Source organism: Methanolobus mangrovi (assembly GCF_031312535.1).
GTDB classification, from domain to species: Archaea; Halobacteriota; Methanosarcinia; order Methanosarcinales; family Methanosarcinaceae; genus Methanolobus; species Methanolobus mangrovi.
In genome coordinates, this window is the sequence record NZ_CP133594.1 from 2,216,736 (window position 1) to 2,232,596 (window position 15,861).

Annotated in this window: 16 protein-coding genes; 11 read left to right on the forward strand and 5 right to left on the reverse strand. The window is 43.6% G+C overall.

Features of this window, described 5'->3' with window-relative positions:
* Nucleotides 1-9 precede the first annotated feature (9 nt).
* The 3 genes from RE476_RS10665 to hisI form a co-directional block, all read right to left on the reverse strand.
* Nucleotides 10-1,143, reverse strand: coding sequence for a hypothetical protein (locus tag RE476_RS10665; RefSeq protein WP_309307618.1), 1,134 nt, complete (start codon nt 1,141-1,143; stop codon nt 10-12).
* Between the two features lie 122 nt (nt 1,144-1,265).
* A complete protein-coding gene (locus tag RE476_RS10670; RefSeq protein WP_309307620.1) occupies nt 1,266-3,131 on the reverse strand; it encodes a PINc/VapC family ATPase in 1,866 nt (621 codons plus the stop codon).
* Nucleotides 3,132-3,243: 112 nt separating this feature from the next.
* Nucleotides 3,244-3,606, reverse strand: coding sequence for a phosphoribosyl-AMP cyclohydrolase (gene hisI / locus RE476_RS10675; RefSeq protein WP_309307621.1), 363 nt, complete (start codon nt 3,604-3,606; stop codon nt 3,244-3,246).
* A 94-nt stretch (nt 3,607-3,700) separates the two neighbouring features.
* Here hisI and RE476_RS10680 point away from each other — a divergent pair, with 94 nt between their 5' ends.
* The 10 genes from RE476_RS10680 to RE476_RS10725 all read left to right on the forward strand — a co-directional run bounded on the left by RE476_RS10680 (nt 3,701) and on the right by RE476_RS10725 (nt 13,648).
* The gene (locus RE476_RS10680; protein WP_309307622.1) at nt 3,701-4,465 is read left to right on the forward strand and encodes an RAD55 family ATPase; all 765 of its coding nucleotides are present in this window, start codon (nt 3,701-3,703) and stop codon (nt 4,463-4,465) included.
* Between the two features lie 91 nt (nt 4,466-4,556).
* On the forward strand, nt 4,557-5,774 hold the full coding sequence (locus RE476_RS10685; protein WP_309307623.1) for a hypothetical protein: 1,218 nt from the start codon (nt 4,557-4,559) through the stop codon (nt 5,772-5,774).
* A 129-nt stretch (nt 5,775-5,903) separates the two neighbouring features.
* Nucleotides 5,904-6,233 carry a HesB/IscA family protein gene (locus RE476_RS10690; protein WP_309307624.1) on the forward strand — a complete coding sequence of 110 codons (330 nt, stop codon included), beginning with the start codon at nt 5,904-5,906 and terminating at the stop codon, nt 6,231-6,233.
* Nucleotides 6,234-6,286: 53 nt separating this feature from the next.
* Nucleotides 6,287-6,637: a nascent polypeptide-associated complex protein gene (locus tag RE476_RS10695; protein ID WP_309307625.1), complete on the forward strand. Its 351-nt coding sequence runs from the start codon at nt 6,287-6,289 to the stop codon at nt 6,635-6,637.
* Between the two features lie 368 nt (nt 6,638-7,005).
* Nucleotides 7,006-8,895: an acetate--CoA ligase gene (gene acs, locus RE476_RS10700; protein ID WP_309307626.1), complete on the forward strand. Its 1,890-nt coding sequence runs from the start codon at nt 7,006-7,008 to the stop codon at nt 8,893-8,895.
* A gap of 72 nt (nt 8,896-8,967) precedes the next feature.
* Nucleotides 8,968-9,759, forward strand: coding sequence for a beta/alpha barrel domain-containing protein (locus RE476_RS10705; protein ID WP_309307627.1), 792 nt, complete (start codon nt 8,968-8,970; stop codon nt 9,757-9,759).
* Nucleotides 9,760-9,950: 191 nt separating this feature from the next.
* The gene (locus tag RE476_RS10710; protein WP_309307628.1) at nt 9,951-10,220 is read left to right on the forward strand and encodes a thioredoxin family protein; all 270 of its coding nucleotides are present in this window, start codon (nt 9,951-9,953) and stop codon (nt 10,218-10,220) included.
* A 120-nt stretch (nt 10,221-10,340) separates the two neighbouring features.
* A complete protein-coding gene (locus RE476_RS10715) occupies nt 10,341-11,327 on the forward strand; it encodes an MBL fold metallo-hydrolase (RefSeq protein ID WP_309309605.1) in 987 nt (328 codons plus the stop codon).
* 83 nt (nt 11,328-11,410) lie between these two features.
* Nucleotides 11,411-11,830: an EMC6-like membrane protein gene (locus RE476_RS10720; RefSeq protein ID WP_309307629.1), complete on the forward strand. Its 420-nt coding sequence runs from the start codon at nt 11,411-11,413 to the stop codon at nt 11,828-11,830.
* 45 nt (nt 11,831-11,875) lie between these two features.
* Nucleotides 11,876-13,648, forward strand: coding sequence for a ribosome biogenesis/translation initiation ATPase RLI (locus RE476_RS10725; protein ID WP_309307630.1), 1,773 nt, complete (start codon nt 11,876-11,878; stop codon nt 13,646-13,648).
* Between the two features lie 31 nt (nt 13,649-13,679).
* Here RE476_RS10725 and RE476_RS10730 read toward each other — a convergent pair whose 3' ends face one another.
* Nucleotides 13,680-14,468 (reverse strand): alpha/beta fold hydrolase, encoded by a 789-nt coding sequence (locus tag RE476_RS10730; RefSeq protein ID WP_309307631.1) that lies wholly within the window; start codon nt 14,466-14,468, stop codon nt 13,680-13,682.
* Between the two features lie 74 nt (nt 14,469-14,542).
* On the opposite strand from RE476_RS10730, the gene RE476_RS10735 reads away from it, so the two are divergent.
* Nucleotides 14,543-15,451 (forward strand): AIM24 family protein, encoded by a 909-nt coding sequence (locus RE476_RS10735; protein WP_309307632.1) that lies wholly within the window; start codon nt 14,543-14,545, stop codon nt 15,449-15,451.
* 24 nt (nt 15,452-15,475) lie between these two features.
* On the opposite strand, the gene RE476_RS10740 is transcribed toward RE476_RS10735, so the two are convergent.
* On the reverse strand, nt 15,476-15,700 hold the full coding sequence (locus RE476_RS10740; protein ID WP_309307633.1) for a DUF5683 domain-containing protein: 225 nt from the start codon (nt 15,698-15,700) through the stop codon (nt 15,476-15,478).
* Nucleotides 15,701-15,861: the final 161 nt, after the last annotated feature.

The following is a 15,861-nucleotide window of genomic DNA, read 5'->3' on the forward strand; positions in this document are numbered from 1 at the left end:
GAGAACTCATCACTGCTGAATCACATCTGCTGTTTTACTGGATTCAATATTGAACGGCTGGCTAAATGAAACACTTGTTATTGTCCAACCCTGCTCAATATCATGTAGCTGAAAATAGACTGGTATAAGTGAAATATCAGTTTCCTTCCCAAGAATATTAAAACTGGATACAGTACAGTTTACTGCTATAACTGCTGTATCGTCTTCGATTTCATTTGACACAATATCTATCTGCTTGATGCTATCCGGTTTAATTCCTCCGTTACTGAACAACATTTGGATACTTGCGGGAACAAGAACATCTTCTCCCTGATACATATTAAAAGCAATACTGAACTGACTACCATTCACTGCATTGAGAAAATTGGTCACTATCAATTCCGTTTCATTGGAATTTGTTCCCACTATTCCATACTTGCCAACTATATTTTCTTTAATAATGGGGACTTGCATTAAGGAACCTGCAATAATAAAAAAAATCAGTATGTACAACATCTGTCTGGGGACTTCCTTCTTGCTTTTTTTATTTCCTTCTAAATTTGTTTCTTCTTTTTTACGTGGTGGGGCTGTGCTGCGAAGAATACTGAGTTTCTTGTCCGAAGGATACGGATTACGGGGATGCGGAATGATACTAGCTTCGCTTTTCTCTTCAGTCCCGCTTTGTTTGCTTTCGATTTCTTTTAGATATCTATCATACATTCTCGCAACATCTTCATCTTGCAGGCTTCGATTATATTTGCCAACCGCAACTCCATCTTTTTTGGCATCCTTCCCATTATTATTGCTCTGGCTAATTTCTGAAATCCGGGTTGAATGGGTATTGGATTGCTGTATTTCCATTGGTCGCATATCAACAATGTGTTTTTCCCATTTAGGGTCACGGTAGATTATGCTTGCTTCGATTTTTTCGCTGTGGATGCGTCCCGTAGGCTTCAGGGTGAATTTAGCAGTCAGGGCTGTGCTCGGGGGTATGTTTCCCAGTTTCAGGATCCTGTCTTTATGCAACTTAAAAAGAGATTCATTATAATCAAGAATGACCTGTACATCAGAAATGACAAGATTAGTATTATTAGTGATTCTTATTCCGAAAACGATATTGTTGTCTGGAAGTATCTCATAACCACGTTTTATGTCTATTTCCATTCAACCAAAATTTAATAATTTAGAAATATAAATACATTTTGATTTATGGTATGGGACAACGTTTGAAAAAAAGAAGATGGGGGTGCAGGGAATGCATCACAATCCCTGTAAACGTTGTCTTATCAGACTTCCTTCACCCATATGACCACGCCCTCTTGCATGGCCTCAAAAATATCAAAGGCAACATCAGAATTCGACCTGATCTTGATTTCACCATGTCTGCTGACGGTTGCTGAGAACAGGAATCCTTCACCTGCATAGACTTCCACATCACGGCCTGATACCTCGGGAACATTGAAGATGACATGCTTTCTTGTACGCTCGATGATGGGGTGGTATTCCTTATTCTCTCGTGGTTTTCGCTCCTCATTCTCCTGAGATCTTCGTTCCTCCCCGGGCTCGAACTTACGCACATCGATATGGATGCCAAGTATCTTCTCAATATCATCAATGGTTTTGCCGCTCTTACCTATCACTCTGGGCATGTCCTTATCTCTTACATGCACCATGGCGCGGTTATCTGAGGTCATTTCCACTTCAACAGGACCACTGGCATAGTTGCCAATGACTTCCTTGACCTGTTCTTCTGCAAATTTCCAGGATGGGTTTCTCTTTTGCTCACCGCCAAGAGGCATAACGACAACCTGGTCTCCGTAGGTGTATATCTCGAATTCATTCTTGCCTGTCTCAAGGTCAGAAATAAGGATAACAGGTCTGGCAAGGTCGGCTTCCATCATGCCTGCCGGAACCTTCACAGTGAACTCAAGGACGTGTACCTTTGCAATCTCTCCCTTGTCGATGAATATCACAGTATCCACAACCTGTGGGATCACACCAAGCTCCACCCTGCCGATAAGTCTCTGGATGGCATCTACCGCACGGTTTGCATGCGCAACTCCGATCATGCCCACACCTGCAAGTCTCATGTCCGCAAATATCTCGAAGTCCTTGGTCTTGCGTACTTCATCATATATGGTATAGTCCGGACGCACAAGCAGAAGCACATCTGCCGTATTCTCAAGGCTGCCGTCAAGAGGTGCATACTGGGTGATTTCTTGTGGAACCTGCAGGTCACGGGGTGATTCCATGGTCTTGACAACAAATCCCCCTTCGTTAAGATATGTAGCAACACCTGCTGCAAAAGTGGACTTTCCTGCCCCCGGTGGTCCTGCTATGAGTATTCCTCTCTGGGTTCGTATCCTTTCCTTCAGCACATCGCTCAGACGGTATTCTTCCAGTGACACCGATGCTATCGGACGAACAATGGTTATCTCCACATCATCTGAGAATGGGGGATTGGATATGGCGATCCTCATATTCCGTATCTGGAGTACAGAAGCACCGCTAAAGGACATCTCCGTAAATGACTCCTGGTCAGCGCGTGCTCTTTCCAGCAGCTCCCTTGATATAATTTTCAGTTCCTGGTATGTGCATGGCTCATTTCTTATCTTCACATATTTCACATTTGCAATGGAGCCTCTCTTTGCCATCGGGCATACCTTATGCTTCAGATGGACTGACATTGTGTCAGGCGTGAAAAACTGATCAACAAGCAACGGTCCGAATTCCTCAAAAGGAGGCTTCACAAAATCAACATCAAGTCCCTTTGCTTTCCCAACCAGTGACTGGACCCTGTCACCAGTGACGAATTTTGCATCAAGATTCTCTGCAGTCTCTCTTATCAGTGCATCTATTTCGCCGCCCTTGGCAAGCTTCACCTGGTCAAGGTTTGGTCTGGGTCCTGTGAAAAATAATCTGATGTCACCCTTAGATGCGTAACGCTGAAGTTCCTGTATCTCTTCAAGGCCTCTGTATCCAATCTCAAGTCCCCTGTTGGCCTGAGCTTCCAGTTCAGCCACCACAGCTTCCGGAACATGGATATCAACGTCCCTCAGTCCGCCATCACGTATCCTTCCTGAAAGGATACCATCAATGACCGCACTCGTATCAGGGACTATCTTTTGCCTGTTTTGTGCACTTTCTTCCATAATTATGAATAGGGTTGCTGACTATTTAATTAAGTCGCCACACATGAATCCGGCATAAAAAAGAATATGAGGGTCAGTGTATCTTCAGTCAGGACACTGATATTTGATGTTCCTAATATACATTTTCAGGATCAAAGACCTTTTCACCAATCTCTTTTCCATCGATTGTCCTGTAAAAACATGAACGGTATCCTGTATGGCATGCTCCGCCTTCCTGCCGGACCAATAGCAGAACTGCATCCATATCACAGTCTATCCTGATCTCGACAACCTTTTGTGTATGGCCGGAACTCTCGCCTTTTTTCCACAGGCTCTGCCTGCTGCGGCTCCAGTAGTGTACTATACCGGTATCGAGAGTCTTCTCAAGTGCTTCTTTGTTCATGAAGGCGCACATTAGTATCTCTTTTGTTTCACTATCCTGCGCAATAGCTTGTATGAGGCCGTTATCATACTTCAGGTCTTCAGGTTTTATCATGTGAATCACTAATTGCTATATAGTATAAAATACTATTATACTTCATCATTAATATAATTGTTAATGAAATAATTACTTGATACGGGGTATGATCATGGATTATAGTTTCAATGCTACAGGCGGATATAGGGTCCCCACGGGAATAGCCGGACTGGACGTACAGCTTGGTGGTGGTGTTCCTCCCGGAGCAACTATTCTTATCCTTGCAGAGCCAGGGGCCAATTCAGATATCTTTGCCCAGCAATTCGTGTATGGCGGTCTTTTGAACGATGAGGATGTTTTCTACTTCACCTCAGAACATCCTGCACAGGATATCGTTCATGAGATGGAGAACATGAAATGGGATGTTGAAAAATATCTTGAGGATGGGAATCTTCAGTTTGTAGATGCCTACGGACCGCGTTTCTACAATGTGCTTCCAAAAGAGTTCACAACTAATCTCTCTGCCAAGGATTTTCTTAAAAAAGGCACAGACTCAATGAATCTTCTGAAAGCTACCGTAACGCAAAAAAGAGATACAAAGTATCGTGGAGTTGTAGATTCAATCTCATATTTCCTGCGTGGTTATAGTCTGAACACTATCGTAGATTCCATTGAGCTGATATCTTCCATCGGCAGGGCAACAGGAGCAATTCACCTGATACTGATGACAAGTGGCATGCACGATCCGATTACGGAGAATACCCTTCGCCACATATGTGATGGTGTAATTGAGTTCAGGATCAAAGAACGTGGAAGCGAGATCGAGCGTACTATAATGATAAGGAAGATGCGTGGAATGCTTGTTCCTAACCGAACAATTTCCTATATGGTCACACAGAAGGGGATTGAACTGGAAACTACTACGCGTGTTCTTTGATATATTTCATTTCCGATTCAGGAGCCATCATTCAGGTTCCATACATCTTTTATTCATGGAAAGCTATTTTAATTAACCGACAAAATGGGTAATGATCATAATGAAACAGGACTTAGTGCGAATTTTGAGGGATATTTTCACATCATCAGGTTATGATGTTACAGACTCTTTCAGGTATGACCTTATTGCTGAGAAGAACGACCTGAAGACGTTCATTAAACTTTCATACAACCCGGATCCTCTGGAAGTAAAGGAATTTGCAAGCCAAATAACTGAGGGTGAAGGTCTCTATGTGATTGCCGGGGAGGCAAATGAGGAAGCCCTCCGTCAGGCAGAGGCATCAGGTCTTAAAGTATGGAGCCGTGATGACCTTGCTTTGAAAATAGGCAGGGCAGTACTTGCTGATATGGAAGGTGCAACGGGAGAATTTGATCTGCTTGAAACAGCCCGGAAAAAACCGGTTAACATGTCAGACGAGTTTGCAAAACAAGCTATAAATGCTATATTTGGTACAGGTACCTCTCCCCATGTGGAAAAAGCAGCATTAGAGGACTCTGGTGTCATGTATATGCCCAAACCGGCCATACCTGCGGTGGAGCGAGTGGCAGAAGTTAAATATTATCGCCCAAGAAGTATGCCTTATGACTCTGTTCCGGAGGAAACTGAAATTTTAGAGGCGCCTGATGTTATGGAGGAAGCGCCGGTTGAAGCTCCTGTGGCGCCGGTACAGAATATGCCGATGGATTCAGTTATCATGAATCTGCGGTCATCACCTGTCAATGTATCAGGGGACCGTGCACTTTCAATCGCTATCCCATATGTCAGTGGAGCTACAACAGCAGTACTGAAATTCGTGCCTTTCTGGAAGTATGATTATTCCCTTGGTGTGGAACATCGCTATAAATCAAAGATAATCGATATATCCGGTGATGGTTCCGGTTGCCTTAATGCACTTAACGGAAACTCAGAGAGCATGCGCTTGAATGATGTGCGCGAGAGTGTTGTTGTCCCTAATGTGCATTATGATGTCAAAACACCTGTTACAACTGGCGAAGAAGCTCGCAAGCAACTTCTTGATATGATAGTAGATGAATACACACGTGACCTCCGTTTTGATGCTACCCAGGGCGAAGCCATCATTTCCGAACACAAAAGATTTAAGCCACTTCCAACGGATATCAACTTACAGGTGGACCTTGTCTATGTGCCAATATGGGAGGTAAAAGGGCAGAGGAATTCAGTGGAGATTAATGCTTACAGTGGCGAGGTCTTGCAGAATCCCGTGGATGATGATGTTGAATTTGTGTAAACTCAATTCATCAACGGGATCAAAATAAAGTTCGTATCTATACGAATAGTTTATATATCAAAAACACATATAAGGGATTACCCGGTAGTCACTTTGTAGTATTTTCAAACAAATAACGAGGAATTAATAATGGTAGAAGTAACTGACAATGCAGCAGCTGAATTAAAATCACTGCTTGAAGAACAGGATAAGACAGATATGGCTCTCAGGATTTTCATTGCAGGCATGAGCTGCTGCGGTGTGCAGTACGGAATGTCTCTTGAAGATGAGATTAGCGAAGATAAAGATCTTGTAGTTGAAGAAAAAGGTCTCAAGATCGTAATGAACAAGGATGATGCAGATGGTCTTGCAGGCGCAAAGATCGACTACGTAGATGGTCCATCCGGAAAGGGCTTTGTCATCGACAACCAGAACGGCGGTGGATGTAACACATCATCATGCGGCGGCGGTTGCTGCTAAATAACTGTTTATATTGAATAATTGGGTAAACTTTCATATACAAAGGTGAGTACATGTTTCCGGGAATAGGTGGCAGGGGAATGAACCCTGCAAAAGTCAAACAGATGATGAAACAAATGGGCATTAACATCACTGATATAGATGATGTTGAACAGGTCATTATAAGAACAGCTTCAAAGGACATCGTTTTTAATGATGCCAATGTCTCCATAATGAATGCCCAGGGTGTGGATACCTATCAGATAGTTGGTACCCCGGAAGAGGTCGCCAGGGAAGTTCAAATACCCGATGATGATGTGAGGCTCGTTGCAGAGCAGACAGGCGTGCCAGAGGATAAAGCCAGAGAAGCATTGAAAAATGCAAATGGCGATTTGGCAGAAGCTATTCTGTCACTCTCATCATAATTCTTTTTTTAGCTTTTTTGATTATATTCCCCTTCTTATATTCATAGCGTCCTTAATTGGAAATCTCTTCTTCGAAACGATTATAGCTCCTCATTTAGAACTTAGCTTTTATAAACATACTAATTCTTTTTAGACCAAAATAGGTATATATTATTATCATGATTATACATGATGGATGAAGGTCACTTTATACAATTTATAGTCCCTTCACTGCGGTTCCTTTCATGTCCCGGGGTTTCTTCGTGAACCTTTGTTTGTTTTTCAAAATGACATGATACGGTTGCTCTGCAAGAACTGGTTCGATTGGCCCGAGACAAATTGAGGTCATGGAAAAATCATCATAGTTATTCATTATAAATGGAGTAAACATGTCTGAGAATTTTGATGTCAAGCTGGATGGTAAAAGCTACCTTCCAGATCCCTCTGTAAAGGAAAAGTCCTGGCTACAGGACTACGAAACAGCATATAGTGAGTTTCTGAAAGACCCTGAGAAACACTGGGAGAATGTGGCAGAAGAACTTGAATGGTTTGAAAAATGGGACAAAGTAAAGGAATGGAACCATCCATATGCAAAGTGGTTCACTAATGGCAAGTTGAATATCACTCATAACTGCCTGGACCGTCATGTCCTCAATGGTAAGAGAAACAAGGTGGCCATGATCTGGGTCGGTGATAATGGTGAGGAGCAAATACTGACATATCGTCAGCTTTATCGCGATGTCATGAGATTTGCAAACGGCCTTAAGTCACTTGGAGTGGAAAAGGGTGACAGGGTATGTATCTACATGCCGCTTGTTCCCGAGCAGATCATCGCAATGCTGGCATGTGCCCGTATCGGTGCGGTCCATAGTGTTGTGTTCGGCGGTTTTGGAGCCAATGCACTGCATTCCAGAATAAAGGATGCACAGGCAAAGATAGTCATTACTGCAGATGCAACTCTCAGGCGTGGAAAGCGCATAGACCTCAAGACCCTGGTAGATGAGGCTGTTGTAAATGCTTCTTGTGTGGAAAAGATCGTGGTTTTCAGGAGAATGACTCCCCAGCTCGAACTTTTCTCTGAGATAGAAGTTGATTTCTACGAAATTATGGAAGACGTCGAAAAAGAATGTGAGCCAGAGATCATGGATGCAGAAGATCCGCTATTCATTCTCTATACCAGTGGAACCACAGGTCCTGCAAAGGGAATAGTTCATGCCTGCGGTGGCTACATGGTCGGTACCTATTATACTACAAAGAATATGTTCGACCTGAAAGAGGGCGATGTCATGTGGTGTACTGCAGACCCTGGCTGGATCACAGGTCATAGTTACATTGTTTATGGCCCTCTTTCAATGGGTGCAACTATCCTTATTTCCGAAACGACACCTGATTATCCGGACCCTGGTGTCTGGTGGAGTATGATAGAAGAGTTCGATGTAACTATCTTCTATACGGCACCTACGGCAATTCGTATGTTCATGAGAATGGGGGAAGAGTGGCCTGAAAAGTACAATCTGAGCTCATTGCGTATACTGGGTTCAGTTGGTGAACCTCTCAATCCGGAGGCATTTGAGTGGTACTACCGCGTCATAGGCAAGGAGAAATGCCCTATCCTGGATACCTGGTGGCAAACCGAGACCGGTATGCATATGCTGACAACAACTGTTGGCGAGCCAATGAAGCCGGGATTTGCAGGAAGGCCTGTCCCTGGTGTTGTTGTAGATGTTGTGGATGAGAATGGTGAACCGGTTCCGGCTGGAACAGGAGGATTCCTTGTTATAAAGGAGCCGTGGCCTTCCATGATGAGGACCGTTTACGGCAATGATGAGAGATATCGCCAGTACTGGAACACCATAGGGAATTACTATGCAGCAGGTGACCTGGCGGTAAAGGATGAAGATGGGTATATCATGATCCTGGGTCGCTCTGATGACGTTCTCATAGTTGCAGGTCACAACATTGGAAGCGCAGAGGTTGAAAGTGCCCTGGTATCCCATGAGGCCGTAGCAGAAGCAGCGGTCATTGGAAAACCTGACCCTCTCAAGGGCGATTCTATCAAGGCTTTCATCATATTGCGCATGGGATTCAACCCAAGTGACAAATTGAAACTTGAACTGCTCTATCATGTAAGAATGAACCTTGGTCCGATAGCCATGCCATCAGAGATCGATTTCGTGGGGTCACTGCCAAAGACCCGCAGCGGGAAGATTATGAGGCGTTTGCTCAAGGCACAGGAGCTTGGTCAGGATCCGGGAGACATTTCCACACTGGAGGATTGATCTCCTCCATTTCTTTCAAAAAACAGCAACAGTTATGAAGTATCCTTTACATAATATTTGCAGGTGAGCACCATGATAGACTTTTTTGACCTATATCTTTCGGAAGATTGTCCTTACGGTGATGAGACCACAGAGTTCCTTGGTATAGAGGGCACCGGCCGTATCCGTATCAAATCAAGGGAACACGGGGTAGCAGCATGCATGGATGATCTTGAGGCTTTCTACAAAAAGAACGGTCTTGAAGTTGTTAACATGGTGAAAAATGGTGCGGAGTTCAATTCAAATGATGTGATATTTGAAGCTCAGGGTGATCTTCCTACGCTTTTCAAACTCTGGCGGATATCACAGACATTCCTTTCACTTGTATGTTCAATTGCATCAAGTACCCGTTTTGCCGTAGAGCTTGCAAGAAAGTCAAATCCTGATATAATGATAGCAACAAGTCGTAAAACCCATCCTGGATTTCGCAAGTATGAGCTTAAAGCCGTAAAGATTGGTGGTGGGGACCATCATCGTAACTCGTTAAGTGATTCTATCCTCATTACACAGAACCATCTTGATGTCATGGAGAAACAGGTAAAACTCAAGGCCATACGCAAGATCGAAATAGAGCCACGAACCAGAGAAGAAGCCTATGAGTCTGCTCCGGTTGCAGATATGCTTCTGCTCGATCATTACGAACCTCAGGAACTCGAGTCACTTGTGCCGGAGCTGCGCACACTCAATCCCAATCTGGAGATTGCAGTTGGTGGGATTGACATTGGTATGATTCCTGCATATGCAAAGCATGTGGATGTTATTGTGACAACTGCGCCTTATTACTCAAAGCCTCTCGACCTGACTTCCAAGATTAGACGCATGTGAGTATATAATGTAAACGAAAACTTTATATCCGATTATCTCATTGGTTGTGTGTATAACGCGCATTACCGTCACAAAGAGGTTTATGTCTTTTGGGGACTACGGGTGACAGGAAATCTCTTTCCGGCTTGGTATCGCACGGTATCGATAAATAAAAATAATAACTTCATTGACTATACATAAGAGGTATTCATATGAGCAAAGTGGAACTTTTGGATTTCAGTGCAACATGGTGCGGCCCTTGTAAGATGCAGAAGCCTTTCCTTGAAAAGGTTGAGGCAGAACTCGGTGACAAGGTTGACGTAAAGGAAATTGATGTAGACAAGAACCAGGAGCTTGCAGGCAAGTACGGCATTCAGGCAGTACCTACTCTTATCATTCTTAAAGATGGTGAAGTAGCAAAGCGCTTTACAGGACTTACCACCGCAGGTATCCTCATTGAAGAGCTGAATAAGGTGCTTTAAGCACCTGTTCTTTGTTTTTGAAATATTTTCCAACGTATTTTTTGAAAAAGCGTAAATAGCTTAAGATCAATCCAGTTTCGAGGGTTTAGGAAATTGAAGGAACTGGTCGGTCTTGGTGTAATGGTTTTCAGGGAGAAGAACTCCCGGGGTTCCTTTAAGCCTCATCTTTCTGTTAAGTTCAAATCTGTTGAAGGGGACCTGGTTACATTTTCTATAGATACTACCAGAACCCCTGCAAAGTATCAGCAACCTGATGCCTATCTTATTACTCATGCCCATTCCGATCATAACGGAAAATCCGCAATGCTGTCCGAGCGCGCAGTATGTTCGGAGAAAACGGCCCTTGCCCTTGAGATACGCCACCAGCGTAAATATGCAGGCAGGACGTTCAAAGTTGGCGAAACCATAGATGTCAAGGGCGTAAAGATTCAGACTTTCCCGAATTTCCACACAGTTGGTTCAGTATCATTCATGTGGGAAAATGAACTAGGTACAAGGATACTTGTGACCGGTGATGTGAAGGATGCTTCCATGCTTCCTGAATGTGACCTTCTGATAACCGAGGCTAATTACGGGGATCCCGGAGATACAAGCTGTTATTTTGATGACGACATCACAGGTTTTGAGAATGCCTTCAGGGATAATTCATCAATTGCTTTTGGAGCCTATGCATTTGGCAAGGCCCAGAGAGCAGTTGAACTTCTTCGGGGATTTGGTTATCAGGGAGCAATAGAGATGGATGAACAATCTCTTTCATTGACCCGAACTCTCCTTGAGGATGCCGGGGAACTGACATATCTTGGAGATAGCTGTGAGGATTGTATAAGTATCGTTCCGCCATGGGATCTGGGTAAACTGCCTTCTCATATATCTAAATATGTGATGACCGGACGCAGCGATTATCGTTATCCTGCAATCCAGATAAGTGACCATCTGGATGCCAGGGGACTTGTTACCATGGTAGAAGATATAGATCCTGAATTTACGGTTGTCTATCATCCAAATGGTCATCGTCCCGGAATATTTGCAAAACACCTTTGTTCCATCGGTTTTAATGCACTTTCCATTGACATGATCAATAATGTGTTGAGCAATGAATTTGTGTAATGTCCTTCCGGCAGGATAAACATTTATATAAGTATTGGTTTTTATAGTACCCACATCCAAGTTGTACCAGGAGATCAGATCAATTGTCAAAATCATCCAGTAAAAAGCAATCAGTACCCGTTCCTGTTAAGGAATCCACTGATGATGCACAACCAGCTCCTACCTCATCCGGTTCCGGAAAGATCTCATTTAAGGTGAGAACTCCGGAAGAAAGGAAAAAAGCTCACATGGAGGGAATCATCAAAACGGCAGTTGCAGCTATTATCGGTGTAATAGCAGGTATACTCGCCTACATACAGCTTGGTGTCGGTGATGCCCTGACCACTGGGTATGAGTGGTATGTTATCATGATGTTCATAGTTGGTATTTCCTTCTATGTAATGAAATTCTCCTTCCCTCTCTTCAAGATAAAGGTGAAGGAATTCGGCTTTAAGGACTGGTTCTATGTTGAGTTCATCGTTATAGATTTCTGTCTTGTGACATGGACGCTACTCCTTAATTGATCTTCTCTTTTTCCATTTATTTTATTTCACTGACAGGGATTTTACATGCGAATAGCCATATTGAACAAAGACAGATGTCAGCCAAGACGTTGCAGTCATGAATGTGAAAAGTACTGTCCTCGTGTAAGGACCGGGGACGAGACCATTGTTTTCGGAGACGACGGTAAGCCACTGGTGTCCGAAGAACTTTGTGTGGGTTGTGGAATATGCGTCCACAAGTGTCCTTTCGAAGCTATAATGATTATCGGTCTTCCCGAAGCTCTCACAGAACCAACCCACAGATACGGACCTAATGGATTTGCCCTCTACGGTCTCCCAACCCCTCAGGTTGGAAGAGTCACAGGTATCCTCGGACCGAATGGTATCGGTAAAAGTACGGCAGTCCAGATACTTTCAGGTAACCTTCTGCCTAATTTCTCGCAGGAAAGTGGTACCTGGGATAAGGTGCTTGAATATTATGCGGGAACAGCCCTCTATGATTATTTCAGCGATGTGGCGGACGGCGAGATCAAGGTTTCCCAGAAGCCTCAATATGTGGACATGATCCCCAAGGCTTTCAAGGGTAAGACCAGTGAGCTTCTCGACAAGACTGATGAAAGGGGCAAACTCCCGGAACTGGTGGAAAGGCTCAACCTTTCACATGTCCTTGATCACAAGATCACAGAACTCAGTGGCGGTGAACTCCAGAGAGTAGCTATTGCCGCATGTGCTGCAAAGGATGCTGATTTCTATTTCTTCGATGAGATAAGTCCTTATCTTGATATTTACCAGCGTATCAATTCAGCACAGCTCATACAGGAAATTGCAGAAGATAAAGCCGTACTCGTTGTAGAGCACGATCTTGCAATACTTGACATGCTTGCCGATGTTGTACATATAGCCTACGGAGAGCCTGGTGGGTATGGTGTGATAACCCATCCAAAGGGTGTGCGTATTGCTATTAACCAGTATCTTAAGGGCTACCTGCCTGAAGAGAATGTGCGTGTACGTTCCGAAGCCATCAAGTTCGAGGTCCATCCTCCAAGGATGGGGACAGATATCAGCACCCTTATGGACTATGCTGCCTTCTCTAAAAAGTATGGAGATGCTTTCTCTTTATCAACCGATGGCGGCTCACTGAAACAAGGTGAGGTTCTCGGTATCGTGGGTCCGAATGGTATCGGTAAATCCACATTTGTAAAGATACTTGCAGGAGAAGTACTCCCTGATGAGGGTGAACTTGACCATAATATCAAAATATCATACAAGCCGCAGTATATCAAGGCTGACACAGCCATTCCCGTACGATACTTCCTGCGCAGTGTGTCCAGCAGGTTCGACAGTAGTTACTATCAGTCAGAAATCGCCATACCTCTGCAGATAGAAAGGCTTTATGACCATCTGGTCACTGAGCTCAGTGGTGGAGAACTTCAGAGGGTAGCTATTGCAGCATGTCTTTCCCAGGATGCTGACATGTATATTCTTGACGAACCAAGTGCCCACCTTGATGTAGAACAGCGTTCAATGGCAACGAAAGTCATCAAGAGATTTGCGGAGAACAACCGTAAGACTGCAATGGTCGTTGACCACGATATCTATATGATAGACATGCTGAGTGAGCGTCTCATAGTCTTTGAGGGTGAACCGGCAGTTTACGGTAAAGCACATAAACCTTCCAGCATGCAGGATGGTATGAACAAGTTCCTGGCGAACCTTGGTATCACATTCAGGCGTGACGAGGATACTTCCCGTCCAAGGGTAAATAAACCGAATTCAAGACTTGACAGGGAACAAAAAGCCAAGGGAGAATATTACTACCATGATATTATGGATGAGTAAATTCTCTTCTCTTTTTCCTTTTCAATCTTTTTTATAGGGTAAGTTCTTTTCCCATAACCTGGTAAAACTCCTCCGATGCATGCTTTTCCTGCCACGGGTAATGTCCGCAGTTTTCCAGCAGGATGAACCTGAAATCACTGAGAACCTTTGAAAGAGGTTCTTTTACTCCTTCAAATGGATGAGGGTCATGATTGCCATGGATCGCAACCACAGGACACCTGATATCTTCTCCCATGCTGAGCAGTTTTCCGCTCTTTCTCAAATAACTGGCTTCGCTCCATATGCTTTTATTGACATCATGCCGGAATCCTGCATAAACCCCTTCATAAGGTATCAAATCAAAAGAATCAGCCGCTGAGATAAGTTTTCCAAATTTTGCAAAGACATGGTTCTTATTTGTAACAGATGGGTCGCTCATACTTGAACTAAGATGAAGGTACTCTTCTATTTCGGTTTCACTCATGCGGTCAAGTCGTGTTTTCATAATCGTGGAAGCGTAGCTCTCTTTAAAGGGTCCGCTTGAAACAAGTATCAGTTTCCTTACATAGGACGGGTAACGTGCAGCAAGCATAAAGGAGAGCCATGCACCCCAGGAATGCCCCACCAGTGATACAGGCAGTTTTCCATGTTTTTTCAAAATATTTCTTAGTTCACTGACCTGTCCATCAATGCTCATTGATGTCTGAAGCGGTTCCAGTACGCCAGACCATTCCGATAACCCCCTGGCCAGCTCTGCCACGGTTCCGGGGGCTCCGGGACCTCCATGGACAACTGCGACATTATATGGTGATGTTCCGTATTTTCGTGGGTTTGAATTCATATTCTTATCTCTGGGGATTTTTCCGGCCTGTCATAGTTCATATCTTATTCATGGATTAAAATGGATATGCTTATATGTTATATATCGATAAATATATTGATGAAGATATCAGGGTTAATGGGCCTTGGTTCTGTTTTTCATATGGATGTGGTATCATAGCAGAAACGAAATTCTATAGCAATATGACTGTCCTTGACAGTGTTGATAAAGGTAACTTTAAAGCAGAGGTCCTCCAGTACAATTCTTTAACCGGCAGTAAGGACCCTGGTCTTGCAAAGACCCTGTTCCATATACAGAAATCAGGTATGGCTCTTAAACAGGTGAAAATAACCCTTAACGACAGTGGTGTCATAGTTGAGCCCGGTGCTCTTTATTTCCAGAAAGGGAACATCACATGTGATGCCAATATTGGTGGGGTTGGTGGTCTTGCAAAGAAAATGATAAAGAACAAGCTTACAAACGAGTCAACTTTTAATCCTCTCTACAGGGGAACAGGTGAAGTATTCCTTGAACCAGGTTTTGGTCATTATCTCATAGTAACGCTGGATGGTGGTTCTATCGTTGTTGACAAAGGTGCGTTCTATTGTGCTGAATCAACACTTGAGGTCGGCGTGGCAACCCAGAAGAGCCTTACAGGAGGATTGTTGGGTGGAGAAGGATGGTTCCAGACAAAAATAAGTGGTAAAGGCATATGTATTCTGGAAAGTCCAGTGCCAATGGTAGAGATATTGAAAATCAATCTTGATAACGAGAGACTTCAGGTTGACGGAAGCATTGCCCTGTTAAGGTCTGATTCAGTGAAATTCACTGTAGAGAGGTCCGGAAAAGGTATTGCAGGCAAACTAACATCCGGGGAAGGTCTTCTGCAGACATTTGAAGGAACCGGTACCGTATGGCTTACACCAACACAGCCTGTTTACAATGCTATCGCCTATGGTGGTGTTTCATCGCTGACTGCTGCACCTTACAATAATTCTGTATAAAGGGGCTTTATGCTCCTTTATTTTTCATCCAGTACTATTCTTAGTTCCGTTTTGGTAATTTCTGGCATAGTTAAAAGCCTGGTATACATTGTACAGCCAGAAAATGATCAGTATAGGAAACAGGAGATATGCCGTAACTATCAATATAAATGCAATTACAAAATAGTAAGATCCTTTTCTGAAATCTCCATTGTACATCTGCCCAAGTCCCGGGAATACCAGAGAATAGAGTGCAGATTTCCATGGCAAAGGTTTGTATGCCTCGTCTTCCTCTATTTCTATAACACATTTCTCTTCATCATCTGTCAGGGTGACTCCCCCATCATTACATAAAAGAATATAGAGTTCTCTTTACATAACAAGTTTGCCAGATATCATATTAGTACATCTTTTGCTTTTCTGATCGTGGA

What these genes read in the sequence shown, in the direction of transcription:
- RE476_RS10725 (WP_309307630.1), top strand. Translation starts at nt 11,876, where the DNA reads ATGCGAATAGCCATATTGAACAAAGACAGATGTCAGCCAAGACGTTGC.
- RE476_RS10680 (WP_309307622.1), top strand. Translation starts at nt 3,701, where the DNA reads ATGGATTATAGTTTCAATGCTACAGGCGGATATAGGGTCCCCACGGGA.
- RE476_RS10735 (WP_309307632.1), top strand. Translation starts at nt 14,543, where the DNA reads ATGTTATATATCGATAAATATATTGATGAAGATATCAGGGTTAATGGG.
- RE476_RS10685 (WP_309307623.1), top strand. Translation starts at nt 4,557, where the DNA reads ATGATCATAATGAAACAGGACTTAGTGCGAATTTTGAGGGATATTTTC.
- hisI (WP_309307621.1), bottom strand. Translation starts at nt 3,606, where the DNA reads ATGATAAAACCTGAAGACCTGAAGTATGATAACGGCCTCATACAAGCT.
- RE476_RS10670 (WP_309307620.1), bottom strand. Translation starts at nt 3,131, where the DNA reads ATGGAAGAAAGTGCACAAAACAGGCAAAAGATAGTCCCTGATACGAGT.
- acs (WP_309307626.1), top strand. Translation starts at nt 7,006, where the DNA reads ATGTCTGAGAATTTTGATGTCAAGCTGGATGGTAAAAGCTACCTTCCA.
- RE476_RS10730 (WP_309307631.1), bottom strand. Translation starts at nt 14,468, where the DNA reads ATGAATTCAAACCCACGAAAATACGGAACATCACCATATAATGTCGCA.
- RE476_RS10665 (WP_309307618.1), bottom strand. Translation starts at nt 1,143, where the DNA reads ATGGAAATAGACATAAAACGTGGTTATGAGATACTTCCAGACAACAAT.
- RE476_RS10710 (WP_309307628.1), top strand. Translation starts at nt 9,951, where the DNA reads ATGAGCAAAGTGGAACTTTTGGATTTCAGTGCAACATGGTGCGGCCCT.
- RE476_RS10715 (WP_309309605.1), top strand. Translation starts at nt 10,341, where the DNA reads ATGGTTTTCAGGGAGAAGAACTCCCGGGGTTCCTTTAAGCCTCATCTT.
- RE476_RS10705 (WP_309307627.1), top strand. Translation starts at nt 8,968, where the DNA reads ATGATAGACTTTTTTGACCTATATCTTTCGGAAGATTGTCCTTACGGT.
- RE476_RS10690 (WP_309307624.1), top strand. Translation starts at nt 5,904, where the DNA reads ATGGTAGAAGTAACTGACAATGCAGCAGCTGAATTAAAATCACTGCTT.
- RE476_RS10695 (WP_309307625.1), top strand. Translation starts at nt 6,287, where the DNA reads ATGTTTCCGGGAATAGGTGGCAGGGGAATGAACCCTGCAAAAGTCAAA.